This window comes from Faecalibacterium sp. i25-0019-C1, from assembly GCF_042854225.1.
Classification (GTDB): Bacteria; Bacillota; Clostridia; order Oscillospirales; family Ruminococcaceae; genus Faecalibacterium; species Faecalibacterium taiwanense.
The window spans coordinates 2,180,817-2,201,859 of the sequence record NZ_AP031428.1 but is presented as its reverse complement, the minus strand read 5'-3'; the positions used below and the strand labels follow the sequence as shown (position 1 = coordinate 2,201,859).

The 21,043-nt window shown below is 59.7% G+C and carries 22 protein-coding genes and 2 tRNA genes; 12 read left to right on the top strand and 12 right to left on the bottom strand.

Annotation, left to right across the window (positions count from 1 at the left end):
* The first annotated feature begins 192 nt into the window (after positions 1-192).
* From ACGHUK_RS10940 to ACGHUK_RS10895, 10 genes are all read left to right on the top strand, one after another.
* A complete protein-coding gene (locus ACGHUK_RS10940) occupies positions 193-474 on the top strand; it encodes a chemotaxis protein (RefSeq protein ID WP_097775081.1) in 282 nt (93 codons plus the stop codon).
* A complete protein-coding gene (locus tag ACGHUK_RS10935) occupies positions 471-1,919 on the top strand; it encodes a phage terminase large subunit (RefSeq protein WP_390574306.1) in 1,449 nt (482 codons plus the stop codon). Before ACGHUK_RS10940 ends, ACGHUK_RS10935 begins: the two co-directional genes overlap by 4 nt.
* A gap of 12 nt (positions 1,920-1,931) precedes the next feature.
* On the top strand, positions 1,932-3,746 hold the full coding sequence (locus tag ACGHUK_RS10930; protein WP_390574305.1) for a hypothetical protein: 1,815 nt from the start codon (positions 1,932-1,934) through the stop codon (positions 3,744-3,746).
* Between the two features lie 16 nt (positions 3,747-3,762).
* Positions 3,763-4,851 (top strand): ribosomal-processing cysteine protease Prp, encoded by a 1,089-nt coding sequence (locus tag ACGHUK_RS10925; RefSeq protein WP_390574303.1) that lies wholly within the window; start codon positions 3,763-3,765, stop codon positions 4,849-4,851.
* A gap of 22 nt (positions 4,852-4,873) precedes the next feature.
* Positions 4,874-5,878, top strand: a complete 1,005-nt coding sequence (locus ACGHUK_RS10920; protein ID WP_005944630.1) for a N4-gp56 family major capsid protein — start codon at positions 4,874-4,876, stop codon at positions 5,876-5,878.
* Between the two features lie 13 nt (positions 5,879-5,891).
* The gene (locus tag ACGHUK_RS10915; RefSeq protein ID WP_390574301.1) at positions 5,892-6,107 is read left to right on the top strand and encodes a hypothetical protein; all 216 of its coding nucleotides are present in this window, start codon (positions 5,892-5,894) and stop codon (positions 6,105-6,107) included.
* Between the two features lie 71 nt (positions 6,108-6,178).
* On the top strand, positions 6,179-6,562 hold the full coding sequence (locus ACGHUK_RS10910) for a hypothetical protein (RefSeq protein WP_005944627.1): 384 nt from the start codon (positions 6,179-6,181) through the stop codon (positions 6,560-6,562).
* A gap of 12 nt (positions 6,563-6,574) precedes the next feature.
* Positions 6,575-8,458, top strand: a complete 1,884-nt coding sequence (locus ACGHUK_RS10905) for a hypothetical protein (protein WP_097776398.1) — start codon at positions 6,575-6,577, stop codon at positions 8,456-8,458.
* A gap of 3 nt (positions 8,459-8,461) precedes the next feature.
* Positions 8,462-8,647 (top strand): hypothetical protein, encoded by a 186-nt coding sequence (locus ACGHUK_RS10900; protein WP_005944623.1) that lies wholly within the window; start codon positions 8,462-8,464, stop codon positions 8,645-8,647.
* 14 nt (positions 8,648-8,661) lie between these two features.
* Positions 8,662-10,026, top strand: coding sequence for a cell envelope biogenesis protein TolA (locus tag ACGHUK_RS10895; RefSeq protein ID WP_154256054.1), 1,365 nt, complete (start codon positions 8,662-8,664; stop codon positions 10,024-10,026).
* Positions 10,027-10,369: 343 nt separating this feature from the next.
* On the opposite strand, the gene ACGHUK_RS10890 is transcribed toward ACGHUK_RS10895, so the two are convergent.
* The 4 genes from ACGHUK_RS10890 to ACGHUK_RS10875 form a co-directional block, all read right to left on the bottom strand.
* A tRNA-His gene (locus ACGHUK_RS10890) sits at positions 10,370-10,446 on the bottom strand.
* A gap of 8 nt (positions 10,447-10,454) precedes the next feature.
* Positions 10,455-10,528: transfer RNA gene (locus ACGHUK_RS10885), tRNA-Arg, on the bottom strand.
* A 144-nt stretch (positions 10,529-10,672) separates the two neighbouring features.
* Positions 10,673-11,209, bottom strand: coding sequence for a phosphatase PAP2 family protein (locus tag ACGHUK_RS10880; protein WP_044954070.1), 537 nt, complete (start codon positions 11,207-11,209; stop codon positions 10,673-10,675).
* Between the two features lie 32 nt (positions 11,210-11,241).
* Positions 11,242-11,805, bottom strand: coding sequence for a DUF1643 domain-containing protein (locus tag ACGHUK_RS10875; protein WP_005944615.1), 564 nt, complete (start codon positions 11,803-11,805; stop codon positions 11,242-11,244).
* A gap of 172 nt (positions 11,806-11,977) precedes the next feature.
* On the opposite strand from ACGHUK_RS10875, the gene ACGHUK_RS10870 reads away from it, so the two are divergent.
* On the top strand, positions 11,978-13,903 hold the full coding sequence (locus tag ACGHUK_RS10870; protein WP_390574300.1) for a BMP family ABC transporter substrate-binding protein: 1,926 nt from the start codon (positions 11,978-11,980) through the stop codon (positions 13,901-13,903).
* A 37-nt stretch (positions 13,904-13,940) separates the two neighbouring features.
* Positions 13,941-14,597 carry a metallophosphoesterase family protein gene (locus ACGHUK_RS10865; RefSeq protein ID WP_097775089.1) on the top strand — a complete coding sequence of 219 codons (657 nt, stop codon included), beginning with the start codon at positions 13,941-13,943 and terminating at the stop codon, positions 14,595-14,597.
* 132 nt (positions 14,598-14,729) lie between these two features.
* On the opposite strand, the gene ACGHUK_RS10860 is transcribed toward ACGHUK_RS10865, so the two are convergent.
* The 8 genes from ACGHUK_RS10860 to ACGHUK_RS10825 all read right to left on the bottom strand — a co-directional run bounded on the left by ACGHUK_RS10860 (position 14,730) and on the right by ACGHUK_RS10825 (position 21,038).
* Positions 14,730-15,038, bottom strand: coding sequence for a DUF6465 family protein (locus ACGHUK_RS10860; RefSeq protein ID WP_005944609.1), 309 nt, complete (start codon positions 15,036-15,038; stop codon positions 14,730-14,732).
* Between the two features lie 298 nt (positions 15,039-15,336).
* Entirely contained in the window at positions 15,337-15,816 is a 480-nt protein-coding gene (locus ACGHUK_RS10855) for a hypothetical protein (RefSeq protein WP_390574299.1), read from the bottom strand.
* A gap of 245 nt (positions 15,817-16,061) precedes the next feature.
* Entirely contained in the window at positions 16,062-16,700 is a 639-nt protein-coding gene (locus ACGHUK_RS10850; protein WP_097775091.1) for a GDSL-type esterase/lipase family protein, read from the bottom strand.
* Between the two features lie 6 nt (positions 16,701-16,706).
* The gene (locus ACGHUK_RS10845) at positions 16,707-17,636 is read right to left on the bottom strand and encodes an ROK family protein (RefSeq protein ID WP_207698365.1); all 930 of its coding nucleotides are present in this window, start codon (positions 17,634-17,636) and stop codon (positions 16,707-16,709) included.
* Between the two features lie 15 nt (positions 17,637-17,651).
* On the bottom strand, positions 17,652-18,356 hold the full coding sequence (locus ACGHUK_RS10840) for an N-acetylmannosamine-6-phosphate 2-epimerase (protein ID WP_207698364.1): 705 nt from the start codon (positions 18,354-18,356) through the stop codon (positions 17,652-17,654).
* Positions 18,357-18,359: 3 nt separating this feature from the next.
* Positions 18,360-18,809, bottom strand: a complete 450-nt coding sequence (locus ACGHUK_RS10835) for a YhcH/YjgK/YiaL family protein (protein WP_005944594.1) — start codon at positions 18,807-18,809, stop codon at positions 18,360-18,362.
* A 71-nt stretch (positions 18,810-18,880) separates the two neighbouring features.
* Entirely contained in the window at positions 18,881-19,810 is a 930-nt protein-coding gene (locus tag ACGHUK_RS10830) for a dihydrodipicolinate synthase family protein (protein ID WP_207698363.1), read from the bottom strand.
* A 253-nt stretch (positions 19,811-20,063) separates the two neighbouring features.
* Positions 20,064-21,038 (bottom strand): carbohydrate ABC transporter permease, encoded by a 975-nt coding sequence (locus tag ACGHUK_RS10825; RefSeq protein ID WP_005944590.1) that lies wholly within the window; start codon positions 21,036-21,038, stop codon positions 20,064-20,066.
* Between the last annotated feature and the right edge of the window lie 5 nt (positions 21,039-21,043).

Here is a 21,043-nt window from a genome sequence, read left to right as displayed (position 1 = left end):
AAAAACACTGCTTTTGAAAAGATACGAAACAGCGATGAATTACAAGGGACAAAAGTATACGAATCGGATTCTTTGATTTAAAATATACACTATGGCCCTGTAAAAGTGCACACTGTTGTGAAAGCAGCACCAGTGGTATCCTTTTGCCATAGCCCAGCACACCAGGGCGGAAAGGAGCTGATACCCAACACCATGGGGCAGACAAAACAGGCCAGAGGGCTGGCCAGCCTGAGCCGAGCCACGGACACCCTGAGCACCCTGCTGGCACAGCAGGTGCGGGAACTGAATGCCCGGCAGAAGGCGGCAAAAAAGGAAGGCGCATCGGGAGCAGGCACCATGAAAGACCTCAAGGAGGCCACGGCGGTGCTCAAGGATCTGGCCGGTGTAGCCAAGACCCTGAACGATCAGGGGGCACAGGCAGAAGGAGCGGAGTGCGGCGTGGTGCTGCTGCCGACGGTGGAGGAAGAACCATGAGCATTGTACAAGCAAGAGTGCCGGTGGTCTGGAGGCCCCAGCCGCGGCAGGCCGAATTTATGAGCCGCCCGGAACCGGAAGCGCTGTACGGCGGTGCAGCAGGCGGCGGCAAGAGCGACGCGCTGGTGATCGAAGCGCTGCGGCAGGTGCACATTCCGCACTACCGGGCGCTGATCCTGCGCAAGACCTACCCGCAGCTTTCTGATCTGGTGGACAAGAGCCAGGTGTACTACCACAGGGCGTTCCCGCAGGCACAGTACAACGCCACGGCCCATGTGTGGAACTTCCCCAGCGGGGCAAAAATTTACTTTGGCTCCATGCAGTACACCAAGGATCGTACCAATTATCAGGGCAAGGCCTTCGATTTTATCGGCTTTGACGAGCTGACCCACTTTGAATGGGAAGAGTACAGCTACATGATGAGCCGCAACCGTCCCACCGGCCCGGGCACCCGGGTGTACATGCGGGCCACCACCAATCCCGGCGGCATCGGCCACGGGTGGGTGAAGGCACGGTTCATCACGCCCGCACCGCCCGGCACGCCTATCACCGAGGAATACACGGTAAAGCTGCCGGACGGCACCGAACAGAAGCTGCAGCGCTCGCGGGTGTTCATCCCTTCCAGCATTTTTGATAACCCCGCCCTGCTGGCAAACGACCCCGGCTACCTTGCAAGCCTTGCCAGTATGCCGGAAGCAGAAAAGCAGGCGCTGCTCTACGGCAGCTGGGACAGCTTTTCCGGGCAGGTGTTTACCGAATGGCGCAACGACCCGGCCCGCTACGAAGACCAGCGCTGGACCCATGTGATCGCACCGTTCACCATCCCGAAGCACTGGCAGCTCTACCGCGGGTTCGACTTTGGCTTTTCCAAGCCGTTCTCGGTGGGGTGGTACGCAGCGGACGAGGAGGGGCGACTGTACCGCATCAAGGAGCTGTACGGCTGCACCGGCAGGCCGAACGAGGGCCTGCGCATCGACCCGGTGGAACAGGCTCGGCGCATCCGGGAGGCAGAGCAGAACGATCCGCTTTTGCGCGGCAGGGTGATCCACGGCATTGCCGATCCGGCCATCTTTGATGAGAGCCGCGGCGAGAGCATTGCCGCTATGATGGAGCGCAGCCCGAACTTCCTGCGCTGGTCCCCCGGCGACAACACCCGGCTTGCGGGCAAGATGCAGTTCCACTACCGGCTGAATTTTGATGCGGACGGCAGGCCGATGTTTCAGGTGTTCAATACCTGCAAGCACTTTATCCGCACGATCCCGAACCTTGTGTACGACGAAAGCAACGTGGAGGACATCGACACCCGGCAGGAGGATCACATTTACGACGAGTGCCGCTATGTGCTGATGGAGAACCCTATCAGCCCGCCGGTGCGCTGTGCTGCGCCGCCCATGCCCGACGACCCGCTGAACCTGCACAAGCGGGCAAGATTTTACAGAATTTAAAGGAGAAACGCAATGGACGATTACGAGAACGAAGCTTTGCCCGTGGGTGAAGCACAGGTGGCCGAGGCCATGCAGACCTTGCAGCGGTACAAGGCGGGCAAGGCCGCGCTGGACAAGCGTATTGTGGATAACGAGCTGTGGTTCCGCATGGGCCATTGGAAGAACTACCAGAACCCCATGATGCCCGGCAAGGCCCAGCCTTCCAGCGGGTGGCTGTTCAACAGCATTGCCAACAAGCACGCCGATGCCATGGACAACTACCCGGAACCGAACGTGCTGCCCCGAGAGGCAGATGACGAGGACACCGCACGGGCACTTTCCAGCGTTTTGCCGGTGGTGCTGGAACAGGCCGACTACGAGCAGGTGTACAGCGACTGCTGGTGGCGCAAGCTCAAACAGGGCACCGGCGTGACCGGTATCTTCTGGGACCCTGCAATGCGCGGCGGCATTGGCGACATTGCGGTGCGCAGCGTGAACCTGCTGATGCTCTACTGGGAGCCGGGCGTGGCGGATATTCAGGCATCGCCGGACTTTTTCAGCCTGAGCCTTGAGGACACGGCCCGGCTGTGCGCGCAGTACCCGCAGCTGGCAGGACACACCGCCAGCGTGCTGGACGTGCCCCGGTACATCCACGATGAAGGGCAGGACACCAGCTCCAAGAGCGTGGTGGTGGACTGGTACTACAAGCGCCCGGATGAAACGGGGCGCATGGTGCTGCACTACTGCAAGTTCTGCAACGGCGTGGTGCTGTACGCCAGCCAGAACGACCCGGCGCTGGCAGAAAGCGGCCTGTACGACCACGGGCAGTACCCCTTTGTATTTGACCCGCTGTTCGTGGAGGAGGACAGTCCGGCGGGCTTTGGCTACATCGATGTGATGAAGGACTGCCAGACCGCCATTGACAAGATGAACCATGCCATGGACGAGAACGTGCTGCTGAGTGCAAAGCAGCGGTATGTGCTCAGCGACACGGCAGGGGTCAACGAGGAAGAGCTGGCCGATTTCAGCCGGGACATCGTGCATGTGGTGGGACGGCTCAACGACGACAGTTTCCGTCCGCTGCAGACGGCGGGCCTGCAGGGCAACAGCCTGAGTTACCGCCAGAGCCGCATTGAAGAGCTGAAGGAGATCAGCGGCAACCGGGACATGACGCAGGGCGGCACTGCCGGAGGTGTGACCGCAGCCAGCGCCATTGCGGCCTTGCAGGAGGCCGGCAGCAAACTCAGCCGCGATATGCTCAAGAGCGCCTACCGTGCTTTTGCAAAGCAGTGCTATCTCATCATCGAGCTGATGCGCCAGTTCTACGACGAGCAGCGGGTATTCCGCATCGTGGGCGAAAGCGGCGAGAGCCGGTTCGTGCCCTTCTCGGCGCAGGCGCTGCGGGCGGTGCCCGGCGGCAGCGTGGGCGGCGTAGAACTGGGCAGCCGGGAGCCGATCTTTGACATCGTGGTGAGCGCCGCCAAGAAGAGCACCTTCAGCCGCCTTTCCCAGAACGAGACGGCCAAGGAGTGCTATCAGCTGGGATTTTTCAAGCCGGAAAATGCCGATGCCGCCCTTGCGGCACTGGAAATGATGGACTTTGAAGGCATTGAGAAGGTGCGTCAGAGGGTGCGGCAGAACGGCACCCTTGCCCAGCAGCTGGCTAGGATGCAGCAGCAGATGGCACAGATGGCGGCGGTGATCGCCCAGCAGGGCACCGGGCCTGACGAACCGGCCCGCAGTGCAGGCGGTGCGTCTGCGCAGAAGGACGGGCAGGCGGTAAAGCTGGCAGGCCTTGGCAATGCCCTGCCGGTGGCCGCCGCTGTACGTGCCATGGACATCCATTAAAAAGGAGGTGAATTTTATGATGAAAGTTTGTTACAGCGAGATGGATACCCCCGCCGGGCTGAGCTGCCGGCTGGAAGCTGCCGGTCATGCAGGCTATGCGCCTGCCGGGCAGGACATCGTTTGTGCAGGAGCAAGCACCGTGATGCAGGGCCTTGTGTACCTGCTGGCCGGGGAAGAGAATGCCCACAGCGAAGCCTTTGATGAGCCGGACGGCCCGCGTCTGGCAGTGAGCGTGGATGCGCCCTGCGAAGAATGGGTGCGTGGTGCCTTTGAGCTGGCCAAAGCCTGCTTTGTGCTGCTGGCCGAACGCTACCCGGAGAATGTCCGCTTTGCAGATGTGAGCCGCAGAGGAAAGGAGAGCATGATGGATCTGCAGCTGTTTGCAGCGGAGGCGACCGCCGCCTGCGGCGGAAACAGGGAGCCGAGGCTGGGGCAGCGGCCAGCAGAACACGAGTGCCGCTCAAGGCACGAAGTGGACGCTGGGAGCCGCAACCCGTGGGGAGCCTTTATGCTACAGCTCTTTGCAGAGGGAGAAGCCGCTTCCCCTGCCCTGAGCGAAGCGCAGACCCGGCAGGCGGTGGCCTCCGGCACCATGAAGCCGGACGAAGCAAAAGTACCCGCTGCGCCGCAGGCCTCGGCAGAGAAAACCGTAGAGCTGCAGCCGGAAAAGCCCCGGCAGGAACTGCCTGTGCAGCGCCCGGAACTGCCGCCGCTGTCCAGCTTTGCCCGCAGCACACAGGCTGCTGTGCACAGCCTGCATGCCCGCTGGGCGGCAGAGGAAGCGGCCATGCGCCGCAGCCAGCCGGATTTTGATCTGCAGAACGAGCTGCGCAGCCCGGAGATGCGCCGCCTGATGCAGCTGCCCGGCATGAGGGTGCGGGATGCGTACCGTCTGGCCCACTACGACGAAAACCTGCGCACTGCAGCGCAGGCTGTGGAGCAGGGCGTGGTGGAACGCATTCAGCAGCGGGCCGCACGGCCCACCGAAAACGGCATCCGGCCCGGCGGCGCGGCTACCGTCCGCCCGGATGTAGCCAGCATGACCCGCGCCCAGCGCGAAGCACTGGAACGCCGTGTGCTCCACGGAGCACAGATCGAATTGTGACTATTTTACAAGAGAAAGGAATATGAGCATGAACAAGAATTTCAACATCCAGCTGTTTGCGGAAAACCTGAACACCACCGCTACCATGTCGAAAGAGATGAAGACCTTCTACGAGAAGCGTCTCATCGATCAGGCAGAGCCGCGTCTGGTGCACGACCAGTTTGCGGACTACTACCCTGTGCCCCAGAACGGCGGCAAGACCATTGAGTTCCGCAAGTACGACAGCCTGCCCAAGGCATCCACTCCGCTGACCGAGGGCGTGACTCCGAACGGTCAGGCACTGAATGTGACCACCATCACCAGCGATCTGCACCAGTACGGCGGCTGGACTCCGCTGACCGACGTGCTGCAGATGACCGCCATTGACAACAATGTGGTGCAGGCCACCCGTGTGCTGGCAAGTCAGGCAGGCCGCACCATGGACAGCATTACCCGCGATGTGCTGGCGGGCGGCACCAATGTGATCTATGCGCCCAAGCTGGCCGCAGACGGCACCGAGACTGCCGTTGCCAGCCGCAAGGCACTGGACAAGACCTGCACTCTGACCCCGAAGCTGTTCTTTCAGGCGGCGGCACAGCTGGGCGCGATGAACGCCGACCCCATCGGCGACAGCTACATTGCCATCATCCACCCCTACGCTGCCTACGACCTGAAGACCAGCAAGGAGTTCATTGAGGTGCACAAGTACGCCGACCCGGACACCATGTTCCGCGGCGAGATCGGCAAGCTGGGCAACATCCGCTTCATCGAGACCAGCGAGGCCAAGATCTGGAAGGATTCCACCTGCCCGGACGGTCTGGCTGTGTTCGGCACGCTGGTGCTGGGTGCCCACGCCTACGGCGTGACCGAGCTGGAAGGCGGCGGTCTGGAGCACATCGTCAAGCAGCTGGGCTACGGCGACGACCCGCTGAACCAGCGCGCTTCCGTGGGCTGGAAGGGCATGCGTGCGGCAGAGCGTCTGGTGGAGCAGTACATGGTGCGCATTGAAAGTGCGTCCAGCTATTCCGCCACCGCTGCTGCAAACTGAGGAGGCGTGAGCCATGGCTGAAAAGAAAAATGTGCGCATCCGGCTGTTCAAGGATAACAGCCGCTACAAGGGCGATCTGTTCGTCAGCGTGAACGGTGTGAACTATAAGATCCGCCGCGGCGTGGAGGTGGAAGTGCCGCCCGAAGTGGCCGAGGTGCTGGAGCACAGCCAGATGCAGGATGAGCTGACCGCCGCCCGCATTACGGCGGCAGAGAACGCCGCCCAGTAAACCCGAAACAGACAAAAAGCCCGGCTGGGGAGCCTGCCCGGCCGGGCCTTTATAAAAAGGAGAGTGAGTATATGACCGTAGGACAGGCGCTGGAACGCGCCGAAGAGCTGCGCCCGGGCAGCCGCATTGCGCTGGCCACCCGGCAGGCGTGGCTGAAGGAAGCAGACGCGATGCTGCGGGAACGCTTTTTTAAAAACAGCATCACAGATGCATACGACGATGTGGGCGCAGACCTTGCATGGGACGACAGCCTGCAGGACGACGATGTGCTGCTGGCACCGGCACCTTTTGATGCGCTGTATCCGCATTATCTGTGTGCCATGACCGATGCGGCCCTTGGTGAGACCGACCGCTACGTCGGGGAGCAGGCCCAGTACAACAGTCTGCTGGCAGATCTGGCGGCGTGGCTGCGGCGCAGCTACCCGACCCTGACGGGTGCCCAGTGGCGCTGGTAAGGAGGTGAGAGCATGGTTCTGGCAAACAGAGCGAAGCTGCAGAACAGCCGCAGTCTTGTGCGGGTATTCGGCGGGCTGAACGAGACCTATGCCTGCTCGGAAGCAGAGTACAGCGCGGGCGTGAATTTTTCTGCCCGGGATTTCCCGGCGCTGAGCACCCGCAAGCCGCGCCGCAAGCTGAGGGAGTTGACCGGGCTGAACGGCATGTATCACCTGAACGGGCTGCTGACCGTCTGCGGGAAGGATCTGATCTACACGCCGGATGCCGACGGCGCGAACCCGGTGACCTGCACCGAGGCAGTGACCGACGGCAAAAAGGCACTGGTGGGCATTGGTACAAAAATCCTGATCTTCCCGGACAAGGTAGCCTTTGATACAGCGGACGGAAGTGTTTCGGCACTGGGAGCTGTATGGCAGGCAGAGGGACAGAGCGTGCAGTTTGCACCCTGCGATGCCGCAGGCAAGGCCTACGAGGTGAGCGGTTACGGCAAGGAGGAACCGGAGAAGCCTGCAGACGGACAGCTCTTTTTGAAGGTGGAGGACGAGGAGCACCCATGGGCCAGCACCAGCACACTGGAAGAGTACAGCGCATCCTCCGGCAGCTGGACGGCAGTGCCGCTGGAATACTGCCGCATCACAGCGGCGGGCGCGCAGAGGCTATTTGCCCAGTGGGACACCGTGACCGTGCAGGGCACGGCAGCACAGCAGGCTGGCATGTGGACAAAGCTGGACGGGGATCTGGTAGTTTACGATGTGCTGGAAAACGGGCTGCGCGTGCGGGTAAGCCCGGAGGGAGATCATGTTTACGGCACGCTGGTGCAGAGCGCCGAGAGCGCCCAGTGGACCAGCCTGGACGGCAAGGAGACACGCAGCTTTGCGGTGAGCACGCCGGTGCGGATGGAACGCCGCGTGCCGGATCTGGACTACGTTACCGAGTGCGACAACCGGGTATGGGGCTGCAGCAGCAAGGAAAACGTGATCTATGCCTGCCGCTTAGGCGACCCCACCAACTGGTTTTCCTACCGGGGCATTGCGGCAGACAGCTACGCAGTGACGGTGGGCAGCGATGGTGCGTTTACCGGTGCCGCCACATGCATGGGCTATGCGCTGTTCTTTAAGGAGAACACACTGCACAAGCTCTATGGCTCCAAGCCTTCGGATTTTCAGCTCACCTCGCTGCGCTGCCGGGGCGTTGCCAAAAACGCGGCGCGCAGCCTGTGTGTGCTGAACGAGACGCTCTATTATCTTTCGCCGGACGGTGTGATGGCATGGGACGGCAGCATTCCAACAAAAGTGTCCGGCGCATTGGATTCGGGCCGACTGGCCAATGTGCAGAGCGCGGTGGGCAGTGCGCTGGATGGCCGCTATTACCTGCATGTGGCCCGCACGGCGGCAGGCGAAAATACGGCAAGGCTGCTGGTGTACGATACCGAGCGCGCGCTCTGGAGCGAAGAAAACGTGTGCTCCTACGAGATGACCAGCACCGGCGGACAGCTTTATCTGTGGGACGGGCAGGCACTGTGGGCCGCAGATCCCAGCCGCGAAGCGGACTGGCAGGCCACCGACGGTGTGGAGGAAAAGCTGAACTTTGAGCTGACCACTGGTGACATTGGGCTGGACGGGGCCGAGGACCGGTATCTTTCCCGACTGACGCTGCGGCTGGATGCCGAGTGCAGCAGTACGGTGGAGGTGGCCGCCAGCTATGACGGCGGCCCATGGGAGACGGTGGCAAGCCTGACAGCACAGGACAAGCGGCGCAGCTTTGATCTGCCGTTCGTGCCCCGGAGGCACGGCACCCTGCGGCTGCGCCTGAAGGGCAGGGGACAGATCACCCTGCGCAGCATTGCAAAAACAATGGCCGCTGCCAAGGGCGGCATTGCAGGCGGGGAGGTGTGACGAATGGCAAGCGTGATGGGCATTAACAAGATCGGCCTGCCCAAGCTCAGCGAGAACATGGACCCGGAGGATGCCCGCGCCCTGCGCAGCTACCTGTACCAGATGCAGGAACAGCTGCAGTATGTGCTGAGCAATCTGGACGTTGAGAACATGTCCGACGAGATGCGCACGAAACTGCAGAATTTATAAGGAAAGGATCATATATGGCAAACAGAAAGAAAAAGGACGAAGCGCTTGCCGCTGTGCAGGCGCAGACGGAGGGCAGCGGCCAGCCTGCCGTGCAGAGCGGCTATTCGGCAGCGGGACTGGACAGCCGCTCGGAGGTGGAAAACGCGCTGGCAAATTCCAGCTACAAGCCCAGCCAGACCGTGACGGATGCTGCAAATGCGCTGAAGGAGTGGCAGGCAAACCGCCCGGGCGATTATCAGAGCAGCTATCAGGAGCGGATCGATCAGCTTTTGAACCAGCTGCTGCAGCGTGAGAGCTTCCAGTACAGCTACACCAAGGATCCGCTCTACCGCCAGTACGAGCAGAACTATTTGCAGAACGCCCACAACGCCAGCGCAGATGCTGCGGCGCAGGCTGCAGCCCTGACCGGCGGTTATGGCTCCAGCTATGCCACGAGCGCCGCCCAGCAGGCGTATCAGCAGCAGATCGGTGCGCTGAGCAGCGCCATCCCCACGCTGTACAGTCTGGCACTGGATACGTATACCAGCGGCGGCAACGAGCTGGTGAGCCAGCTGGATCAGCTGAACAACAGCGAACAGGATGCCCAGCAGCAGTACAACAACAAGCTCTCGGACTACTACACTCAGCTGCAGCAGAAGGGCGAAGCATACAACAACGCCTATGCGCAGGACTACAGCGCGTATCAGGATTATCTGAGCCAGCTGGGCACCCTGCACGATTATTACTCCGCGCAGGAACAGCAGCAGGCAGCACGCCGCCAGCAGGTGTTCAGCAATGTGATGACCGTGCTGGGTGTGCTGGGCGATGCGGTGCAGATCGTTCTCAGCGGCACCACGGGCGTTGGCTCCATGCTGAGCGGCCTGCTGAATACCGGCTACAACATCTACTCCGGCAACCGTCAGTACGAGGCAAACCGTGCGGACACTCAGTGGAACCAGCAGCTGCAGGAGCGTCAGTATCAGGACAGCCTGAACCAGCAGCGCTACGAGAACGAGACGAGCGAGCGGGAGTATCAGGACAAACTCAACCAGCAGAAATTCAACAACGATGTCACAAGCCAGAAGCTGAACATCGCACTGGGCGAGTGGAACCTGAAAAAGTCCAATGCAGCGCAGAAAGCAAGCCGCGCTGGCAGCACGGCGGCAGGCAGTAAGACTGGCGGCACTGGCACGGGCAGTACGTCCTCCGGTACAGCCAACCGCAGCACGGGCACTGCCACCCGTCTGGGCAGTGACACCTCCCGGAATGTGACGGTGCCCTACATGGCCATGCTGATGCGCAGCCAGGGCAAGAGCGATACCAGCATCAGCACCGCACTGCGGCAGGATGGCTATTCCAGCGCAGAGATCGCACAGATCCTGCAGCAGATGAGGCGCTGACCGTTCGGGTGGATACCAAACAATAAAAAGCATGTGCAGAGCACACAGGAGCCGTTCCGGCCAGAGGTGTTCTGCACATGCTTTTTTAGCAGAAAATAATGGCGTGCTGTTCGAGTCCCACTGGGATACCCCACCAAATAAAAAAATCCGCCGATGCAAAGCATCAGCACAGCATTTGTCTTGGTAGACATTCCTACTGATTGGAACCCGCAGGCTAACCAACAGCCCACTGGGCTGTTGGTTGCTCTGCCGCTGATGCGTCAGAGCCGCCTTGTTCGAGCCCCACTGGGATACCCCACCAAATAAAAAAATCCGCCGATGCAAAGCATCAGCGGATTTTTGGTGGGGTGCCCAGTGGGACTCGAACCCACGGTCTCCAGATCCACAATCTGGCGCGTTAACCGACTACGCTATGGGCACCACATAGATGCGCCCGAAGGGACTCGAACCCCCGGCCCACTGCTTAGAAGGCAGTTGCTCTATCCACCTGAGCTACGGGCGCACGTTGTAATCCCATGGGTTCCATTATGGCGGCAGCTGTGTGTCGGCACACGCTGCGAGAAGTATAATACCATACAGGCCCCATTCTGTCAAGCAAAAAATGCAAAAATCTTTTTTCTTTTTTCAAAGCCCGCAAAGCACTGCTTTACAGCAGCCACATGCCCGCAAAGCCCAAAGCAAAGCCAAGCGCGGCTCCGCCCACGACATCGCGGATATGGTGCACGCCGGTCAGCACACGGCCAACACAGATGAGCACCGTGATGCCCACCATCACCCAGCCCGCCTTCGGGTAGAAATACATCCATACCATGGCCAGCACGGAAGCGCTCAGCGCGTGGCGGGATGGGAAGGAGTGTCCCCGGGTCTCCTTGTGCCGCAGCGGTTCAAAGCCGGGCTGTTCATAGGGACGCGGCAGGTTCAGCCTGTCCCGCAGGATGGTGCCGCCCCAGAAGGTAAGCCCCGGCACGAACACCGTCCGCGCAATGACGGCGGTGAGGTCCAGCGCGGCCTGACGCTGACTGCCCAGCAGCCGAAACAGCCGGACGTTCAGCAGGCAGAGCAGCACCGGATAACATACAAAAGGGATGAGCGGCAGCCAGCGGTCCAGTGCCACCACACAGCGCTTGGCTGTGGGGTGGGCATCCATCCAGCTGTGCAGGGCGTGATAATGTTCTGCGGTCAAAAAAGATCCCTCCGCATCGGGCACCTGAAAAATTAAAAGCAGGTGTCCAGATAATTTTCCACATCAAAGGGTTCCGGGGTGGAATCCTTGCGCAGGTACAGCGGGTGGTGGGGGTGGCCCTTTTTGCTGCGCCTGCCAAAGGTGACCCACGGGATCTCCCGCTCCCGCGTCAGGGCCACCATCTCCCGCATCAGGCCGGGCAGATAGTCCCGCTTTTCGATCAGCGTGCCCCACGCTGCCCACATGGTGGGTTCGGTCTGGGCCAGAACGGCTTTGAGCCAGCGCAGGTTTTCGTCACACAGGGCGCGGTCCGGCACACGGTCCATATCGTTAGGGTCGGTGGCGCGCTGGGGATACACGTTGAACATGATCCAGCTGTCAAAGCCGTTGGCGGCGGCAAGGCGCTCCACGCTTTTCAGGGTGGGGTCCAGTGCGCCGGGCTGGGCGGTGCTGGGGTTGATGCCAATGCATACCAGCGGGTGGGTGCCAACGCGGCCCAGTACGTAACGGTAAGGCTGATATGTATGCGGCTCGTAATACCAGATGCCGCCGGGATATTCGTCGGCCTTGAGTACGGGGATCTGTTCGGTCTGCATGGAAAGAATGCTCCTATCATTGTTTGCTTTCTATTATCGTACCTGAAACTGCAGGATAAATCAACTCTTTTGTGCGGAAAATCCTCCCATAAAATCAAATTTCATGGTATACTAAAGAAGGACGCTGCGGCAGCTGGCTGCAGCGCATTGCAGCTGAGAAAAAGGAGCAACTATGCTGGAAGATTACAAGAACGCACTGAAGAGCGGCCAGCGTGCTTACCGTGCCTGTGTGGCGCGCGGCCAGTCGCCGTATCTTGCGGTGCTGGACGATATTCTGGTCAATGTGAACATCGTGGCGCAGGAGCCGCTGGGCCTTGTGGAGATCCCGGCGGAAAGCATCGTCGGCACAAAGACCAGCGGCCGTCACACCGCCTTTGCACCGAACTTTATGCCCCTGCTGGAGCCGGACACCGAGTTTGCAGGCAAGTGGTCAAACCTCTGCGATGCACATCTGGAAGAGGGCATCCACACCCCCATCATCGCCTACGAGTTCCTGAACAAATTCTATGTGCAGGAAGGCAACAAGCGGGTATCGGTGCTCAAGTATTTTGATGCGGTCAGGATCGCGGGCACGGTCACGCGGCTCGTCCCGGAACGGAACGACAGTCTGGAAAACCGTATCTACTACGAATTTCTGGATTTTTACAAGCTCTCCAAGGTCAACGATGTGCATTTCTCCCGTCTGGGGGGTTACGCAAAATTGCAGACGCTGGTGTGCAAGGCCAGCGGTGAAAGCTGGACGGATGATGACCGGCTGAGCTTTTCCTCCTTCTATACCATGTTCCGCCAGCAGTTTCTGGCTCTGGGCGGCGGCGGACTGAATTTGACTGCCGGCGATGCCATGCTGGTGTATCTGTCGGTCTACCGTTACGCGGATGCCTGCGAGAGTACGCCCAGCCAGATGAAGCAGAATCTGGAAAAGCTGTGGGATGAGGTGAAGGTGCTCACCGAGCCGCAGGCCGTGGCCCTTTCGCTGGAGCCGAAGCAGGGCCCAGGCGAACCGCTGCTGGCAAAGCTGAACATCTTTACAAAGCCCAGCGAGCTGAAGGTGGTGTTCCTGCACGAGCACAATGCCGAGAGCAGCGCATGGGTGCGTGCCCACGACAAGGGCATCGAAGCGCTGCAGCAGGCGTTCCCGGACCGGGTATTCATCACCCGCAAAGAGAACATCGAGCCTGAGGTGGACGCGGAGCAGGTGCTGGAGGATGTGGCCCACGACAATGCCGACGTGGTGTTCACCTCAAGTGCCCGGATGCATACCGCCTGCCTGAAGGTGGCGGCCCAGCACCCCAAGACCCGCATCCTGAACTGTTCGCTCAACGCGCCGCACCCGCTGGTGCGCACCTACTATCCCCGCACGTATGAAGTGACCTATCTGCTGGGAATGCTGGCCGGCGTGATGGCAAGGACCGACCGCGTGGGCTATGTGGCGGCAAACCCGGTGTATGGCATCCCGGCGGCAGTAAACGCCTATGCGCAGGGCCTGAAGACCGTGCGCCCGGACGCAAAGGTGGTGCTGCGCTGGGCCTGCCTGCCGGACCCGGCACACCCGCTGGATTTCTCCGACCGGCCGGATGTGGAGATCTTCTATGCCCGGGATAACCGCGAGCCGGAAGGCACCCACCGGGATTACGGCCTTGTGCGCCGCATGCCGGACGGCAGTTTGCAGCCGCTGGGCCTGCCCGTGTGGCGGTGGGATACGTTTTATATCGAGATTGTGCGTTCCATTTTTGACGGTGCATGGGACAGCGATGCAGCGGGAGCCAGAGCCGTGAATTACTGGTGGGGCATGCGCAGCGGCGCAGAGGAAATCGATTACAGCAAAGACCTGCCTGCAGGCACTTTACAGCTGCTGGACCTGATGGAAAAGATGCTGCACGAGGATGACCTGCGCATCTTCCCGGAAGACCTGTACGCGCAGGGGCATGTGCTGCACTCGCCGGAGGCCGTGGTCTACAGTCCCAAGGAATTGATGGAGATGGACTGGCTGGACGAATGCGTGGAAGGTGCGCTGCCGCACTACGATGAACTGGATGTAAAAACGCATGTGCTTATGGCAATCAACGGCCTCAATACCCTGAAAGGGTTTGTGAAATAAGCGGCCCTCAGGCCGAGAGAGAACGGAGCAAACCGATGTGAAAATTCTTGCAATTTCGGATGTGCCCTCTAAAGCACTGTGGGACTACGGTACCCGCGAACATCTGGAAGGCATCGACCTGATCCTTTCCTGCGGGGATCTGCCGCAGAAGTATCTGGAATATCTTACGAACTTTACGGCTGCGCCCATCTTGTATGTCCACGGCAACCACGACGGCAGTTACAGGGAAAATGAACCTGGCGGATGCATTTGTGTGGACGACAGCGTGTATGTGTGGAAGGGCCTGCGCATTATGGGACTGGGCGGCAGCATCCGCTACAATAACCGGGAGGACAGCTTCCAGTATACGGAAAGGGAAATGCGCCGCCGTGTGCGCAAACTCTGGCGCAAGGCCCATCATGTGGGCGGCATCGACCTGCTGCTCACCCACTCCCCGGCGGCTGGCCTGAACGACAGCACGGATCGTGCTCACAAGGGCTTTGCGTGCTTCAATGATCTGATGGATGAATACGAGCCGCAGTGGTTCGTGCACGGCCATGTGCACCTGAACTATGATGCAAAGCTGCCGCGCGTGTGCACCCGCGGCAAGACCACCGTGATCAACGCTACCGAGCGCTATGTGTTCGAGATCCCGGACCCGGACCCCGTGATCCAGCATTATCCGTTCTGGAAAAGATGGTTTGATGTAAAATGAAAAGCTGCCTTGCATTTTTGGATGCAGGGCAGCTTTTTTACGGTTTAAAATGGAGCCTTGTGTGGGAACGGACAACCTGCCGCAAAACAGGTGCGGAGTGCTTTGCAGCAGGAGAAAAGAAGACAGGAAAAGTTACAGCTCCAGCTTGCCGGAGACTTTGTTGATCACGTAATAGGCGGCGTCTTCCTCGGGCTTGACGTATACCTTGCAGGACTGCACGCCAACCTTGTGGGTAGCGCGGTAATCGGCCTTGGCGCGGTCAATGATATCGGTCACGTTATACTGCTTGCCGCTGAACTCCACATACAGCTCCGGTGCAAGCGGGGGACGGCCGCGGCGTGCAGGGGCCTTGGCAGATTTACGGGTCTTAGACTCCTTGGCCTCAGCGGCAGGAGCTTCCACAGCAGGAGCAGCCGCTGCGGTCTTTTTCTTTTCGGGCATAGATAAACCCCTCCTTGATCGTATTTGGATGCTGCACAATGGGCTGCGCAGCATTGGCTCCATGAAATATATTACTTATATAATAAGTTTTTAGAAATGGTTTGTAAAGTCTTTTTTGCAAAAAACTTTCGGAAAAAGGCAGGAAATCGGGTGTGAAACTCACTGGAATGCATTTTGATGCAACAGTATTACGGAACTGCCACAAAAACACGCAAAAAAGGCGGACCTTTCTGGTTTGCGCCGGGAACGCTCCCGCTACAAACCCGGCGGGTAAAAGCGGCGGCTTTCCGGCCCGGATTTACTCCCGGCAAAGCTCCTTGGCGCGTTGCACAACAGGGGCAAGAAGCTCCTCGTCCCAGTCCTCGGCAAGGGTGAACAGAAGCTGATAAACGGCGGCCTGCGCCTGACCCTGCGGGCGCTTTTGGGCCAGCGCAAACGCGGCAGAAAGCATTTGCAGCTTGAGGGTGCGGATACTCTCGGGCGCAGCCCACAGGCGGACAAAATCGTAATCGTTCGTGTTGCCGCAGGGCATGGCACAGGTGGCGCAGCCCGGGGCAACGCGGTGCTTTTCAGTCTGGACGATGGCAAGCATCCGCTGCAGCCTTTCCTCCGGTGCATCCGGCTGCGCGGCAAGGCGCAGACCGGCGTTCAGCACCTCGTCGGTGTCGTCCGTTTTGGGCTCGTTGGTGGTGGCCCTTGCAAGGCCTACAAGGGCACCCAAAAGGGTATCTCTTGCCTGCTGAGCAGGGGTGACAGGCGCTTTTAAAAGTTCAGGCATGGCACAGTTCCTTTCAATGGTTCTTTCTGCGGAAAGTATAGCCGATTCTGCTATGTTTTACAAGATGAACAAAACGGAAATTAAAAATAAAATATAGGCTGCTTGTGAGTTTGATGCCGTTTGTGGTTATGACCCTATTTCGTGAAAAAAAGTTCTCAAAAAGCCCGCAGGCTTTTTGAGAACCCAATAAAAATAATAATTCCGCTAAAGATGCTCAGAGCGGAGCTTTTAAAATCGTGCTCTGCTCAGATCAGGCCCGGTACTTCTTTTGCCAGCAGCTCCGCCAGCTGTGCGTGGCCCTTGCGGGTCAGGTGCATGAAATCCACCTTGTTGAACTCGCAGTCCTTTGCATCGAGGAAGTGCACGCCCTGCCGCTCGCAGATGATGCGGAGCTGCCCGGCTACACCGGCAGATTTTTCCACACAGCCATCGCCCATCACAGCGTCGTGGAAGCCTGCGCCGATGGGAGGAGGTGCCACCACCAGAATGTTGGGCTGCTTGGTGCCCCAGCAGTCCACGCTCTTGGCTTTGAGGATCAGCCGCTCCATGCCCGCAGCAATGCAGGCGGCATTGGCACCAAAGCGCTCCTTCACATCGTTCGTGCCCAGCATGATGATGAGCAGGTCGATGACCTCATGGCTCTTGAGCAGGGCATAGATAACGCTGAGGGCATCCATGGATTCGTGGATGGGGTCCACAAATACGGTGGTGCGGCCGGAAAGTCCCTCTTCGGTCACAAGGTATTCGTCGCCCAGCGCCTTCTGCAGGCGGCAGGTCCAGCGCTCCTCTTCATTGAAGCGGATGCCGTGGTCGGCGCAGTCGTTCGGGTCGGCACAGTAGCCGTGGGTGTTGGAATCGCCCAGACAGAGGATATGTGTTTTCATATATGATTACTCCTTTTCCATGGTCTGCCGGAAGTAGTACACTGCGCCCACCATACCGGCATCGTTGTGCAGCTGAGCGGCGCGCACTTCCAGTCCCTCTGCAAAGGCGGGCATGACCGATGCTTTCACCTTTGCGGCAATGGGTTCGATCAGCAGTTTCTGCTGCGCGCTCACGCCGCCGCCGATCAGAATGAGCTGCGGGTTGAAGATGTGCACCATGCCTGCAAGGCCCTGTGCGATCTCGTCCGTCCAGTGGTCCAGCAGGGCAAGAACTGTCTCGTTGCCTGCTTCGGCTGCGGCAAAGATGGCGCGGCCATCCTTCCAATCGGGGCTCTTTTCCTGTGCGGCGCGCACCAGCGCGGTGGTGGCAGCGTAGCGTTCCCAGCAGCCCTTTGCGCCGCAGGTACAGTCCACACCGTCCAGTGCATGGGTGCGGTAGTGGCCCAGCTCACCGCCAAGGCCCCGCGCGCCCTCTAACAAATGGCCTCCGGTCAGGATGCCGCCGCCCACGCCGGTGCCAAGGGTCACACCGATCACGTCCGTATAGCCCTGTGCAGCGCCGACCCACACTTCACCCAGTGTCATGCAGTTGGCGTCGTTGGCCACTGTGACTGGCAGGCCGAAGTCCTCTTCCAGCGCAGACTTGATAGGGCTGCCGATGTAATTGGGGAAGTTGCCGCAGGTACCGGCTACGATGCCCTTGCGGCTGTCGATCTGACCGGTGGCCGAAACGCCGATGCCCGCAAGACTTTCCACCGGGATGGAATTTGCGGTCAAAAACTCCTTTGCGGCCCTGCGCACGGTGGTGAGAACAGGCGTCTGGTAGCCGTCAAAGCTGACGCTCTCTTCGCCCTTGAGCAGCACCCTGCCGGTCTCATCCACGATGCCCAGCTTGACGGCTGTGCCGCCGATATCAATGCCAAAATACTGTTTCATCCGGCACACTCCATTTTACTTTTTTGCGGCGTTGATGGCACCGGTAAAGCGGGCCGTGATCTCTGCCGGGCGGGTGATGGCACCGCCCACCACCAGTGCGAATGCACCAGCTTCCAGCGCCTTGACCGCCTGCTCCGGGTAGTGGATGTGGCCCTCGGCAATGACCTTTGCCGGGCACTCTGCGGCCAGCTTATGGACAAAATCAAAGTCGATATCGTCAATGCCCTTGGTCTCCGGGGTGTAGCCGCGCATGGTGGTGCCCACAAAGTCGGCACCGGCTTCGGCGCAGGCCATGGCGTTCTCAAAGTTGTCGCAGTCGGCCATCACCAGCTGGTCGGGATACTTTGCCTTGATGGTGCGGATGAACTGGGCGGAGGTGGAGCCGTCCGGGCGAAGGGCACCGGTGCCCTGCACGGCAAGAATGTCCACGCCGCACTCCACCAGCTCGTCCACTTCCTTCATGGTAACGGTGATGTACATGGGCGTGCCGGGGTAGTCCTTTTTGATGATGCCGATGACCGGCAGATCCACCACCTGCTTGATCTGGGTAATGTCGCGCACGGTGTTGGCACGGATGCCCACAGCACCGCTCATGGCGGCGGCTTTTGCCATCAGCGGCATCACGCCGCCTTCTTTCGTGTACAGGGGCTCCGTCTCCAGTGCCTGACAGGAGACGATCAGACCACCCTTGATCTGAGCAAACAGCTTTTCCTTATCCATCGTTCAATCCTCCATCCGAATCTTTACAACAGCCTTGCGCACGCCCACGCAGCCGTGCTGTACAAGGCCGGGTTTGTGCAGCTCCGTGGGGAAGAACAGCACAAAGCGTCCTTCGCCCAGTGTGCCGGTCACGACACTGGCGCTGTCCTGAAAACCGCAGTCGCCGGTAAAATCGCCGATCTCCCTGCCGGGATTTGTGGTAAAGCCCCAGCCCTCGCTGCCGGTGATGTCGAGCTGCAGGTCGGCGTACTTTTTGTGATATTCCGGGTGGTAGCCATCGTCCGAATGGAGCGTGGCATCCATCGTGTTGATGAATACTTCCTCGCCATCCACCTCGGTGCGGCCCAGAGGCAGGCTGGCAGGGTCGTGGGTCAGCAGGTAATCAATGGCCGTGTCGAGATTTTTGCAAAGGCCCTTGTAGCGCGTCAGGTGCTGCAGGGTATCACAGATCATAAAACGTCCCTCCAAAAACAAGCGCCCGCTCTCCCCTCTGAAAAGAGACGGAGAGGGACGCTGCTTCAATTTTACAGCTTTGCGATGGCAGCTTCGATCATGGCCTGTGCTTCGGCCACGATGGCTTCATCTTCCGGAATCAGGCCGGGCATCGGCTCACGCACGCCGCCCAGCTCCAGACCGTACATCCGGCGCAGGATCTCCTTCTGCACGGCGTACAGGTTGCCGTGGGCTTCGCACATCTTGTAGATGATGCGGTCGGCATCGTACTGGATGGCGCGGGCGGCTTCGATCTCGCCCTTGTTGATGTGGTCGTTCATGGCCAGATACAGCTCGGGCATGACGGCGTAGGTGCCGCCGATGCCGCCGTCTGCGCCGATGACGCGGCCGGAAACGAACTGCTCATCGGGGCCGTTGAACACCACAAAATTCCCCTCGCCGCGGGCGGCGATACCGGCATCCTTGAACATCTGGATGTCCTGCGTGGGCATGGAGCTGTTCTTCACAGCCACTACATTGGGGTTCTTGAGCATTTCCTTCAGCAGGCTCATGGTCAGGCCGGTGCCTGCCAGCTGCGGGATGTTGTAGATGACGAACTCGGTGTTGGGAGCAGCAGCGGACATATCGTTCCAGTACTTTGCAATGGCGTACTCCGGCAGGTGGAAGTAGATGGGAGGAATGGATGCAATGGCATCCACGCCCACGCTCTCGGCATGGCGGGCCAGCTCCACGCTGTCGGCGGTATTGTTGCAGCCGACATGCGCAATGACGGTCAGCTTGCCCTTGGCTTCGCTCATCACGGCTTCCAGAACGGCCTTGCGCTCATCCACGTGCTGGTAGATGCACTCGCCGGAGGAGCCGCCTACATACACGCCCTTGACGCCTTTGGCGATCAGATGGCGGGTAAGGGCCTTGACACCCTCGGTGGAAATATTGCCCTCTGCGTCGTAGCAGGCGTAAAAGGCGGGGATGACACCCTGATATTTTTTGATATCTTTCATGTTCCAAACCCTTCTTTAAAAATAGTAATAAATACAGATGAAATGGTTTTGCATCAAGCTCGTACGCTTTCTGTTCCGGGCAGCGGCATCAGCGCCCTCTTGCGGTGCCCTGCATCCGCTTCGGCCCTTGGGCGGGCCTTGCGTCTTGCAGACCGCTGCGCCAAAAATCCCTCCCTGCATGCCCCTTTTTGTCGCTGCGCGACATCTTCCCCCGGCCGGGGGAAGTCTTTGCCCGCAGGCGGCGGTCGGGATTTTAGCCCTTAACAGCACCCATTGCGATGCCCTTGGTAAAGTACTTCTGGAAAATGAGGAAGATGATGATGATAGGCACAGCAGCCAGTGCGGCACCTGCCATGATCAGGCCAAAGTCGGTGCTGTTCTCAGCCTGCAGCTTTGCAATGCCCAGCGAGATGGTCAGGTTGCTGGTGCTGGACAGCATGATCAACTGCATGAAGTAGTCGTTCCAGCTGTTGATGAAGGTAAAAATGGCCAGTGCACCGATGCCCGGCTTGACCATGGGCAGCACGATGTCAATAAAGGTCTTGGCCTCGCTTGCACCGTCGATGCGGGCCGCTTCCAGCATCTCAGTGGGGATGCCCTCACTGAACTGCTTCATCAGGAACACACCAAAGGGCCAGCCCACGATGGGGAAGATGACGGCCCAGATGGTGTTGTACAGGTTCAGGCTGCTCATTTCGCGCAGCAGGGGAATCAGAATGACCTGCTTGGGCAGAGCCATTGCACACACGATGAGGGTGAACAGCAGCTTGCGGCCTACAAAGCGCTTTTTTGCCAGTGCATAGCCGGCCATGGCGGCTGTGATGCAGGTGAGGATCATGGACATGACGGCCATGAACACGGTGTTGATCATCCAGCGGATGGCAGCGGGAGCGGTGGGGCCTACCGAGAAGTAGATGGGCTCGCCGTTAGCGCTGAACTTGGAGCCAAAGGGCACAGCCAGCTGCCACAGCGGGGCGCTCTTGCCGGAAAACAGCTTCTGATAGTTTGTCAGCACCCACTGGCTGGGCCACCATTCGGGGGTGGTGGCGTTGATGGCGGCACCGGTCTTGAAGGAACCGGTGATGATCCAGTACAGAGGGAAGGCGAACAGCACCGCAACGATGCTGATGAGGATCAGCGTCAGGATCATGTAGGCGCTCATTCTCTTGAGCTTGCTGGGGTGACGCTTCAACGGTTTTTGCTTTTTTGCAGCGGCATTTGCACTCATTGTCC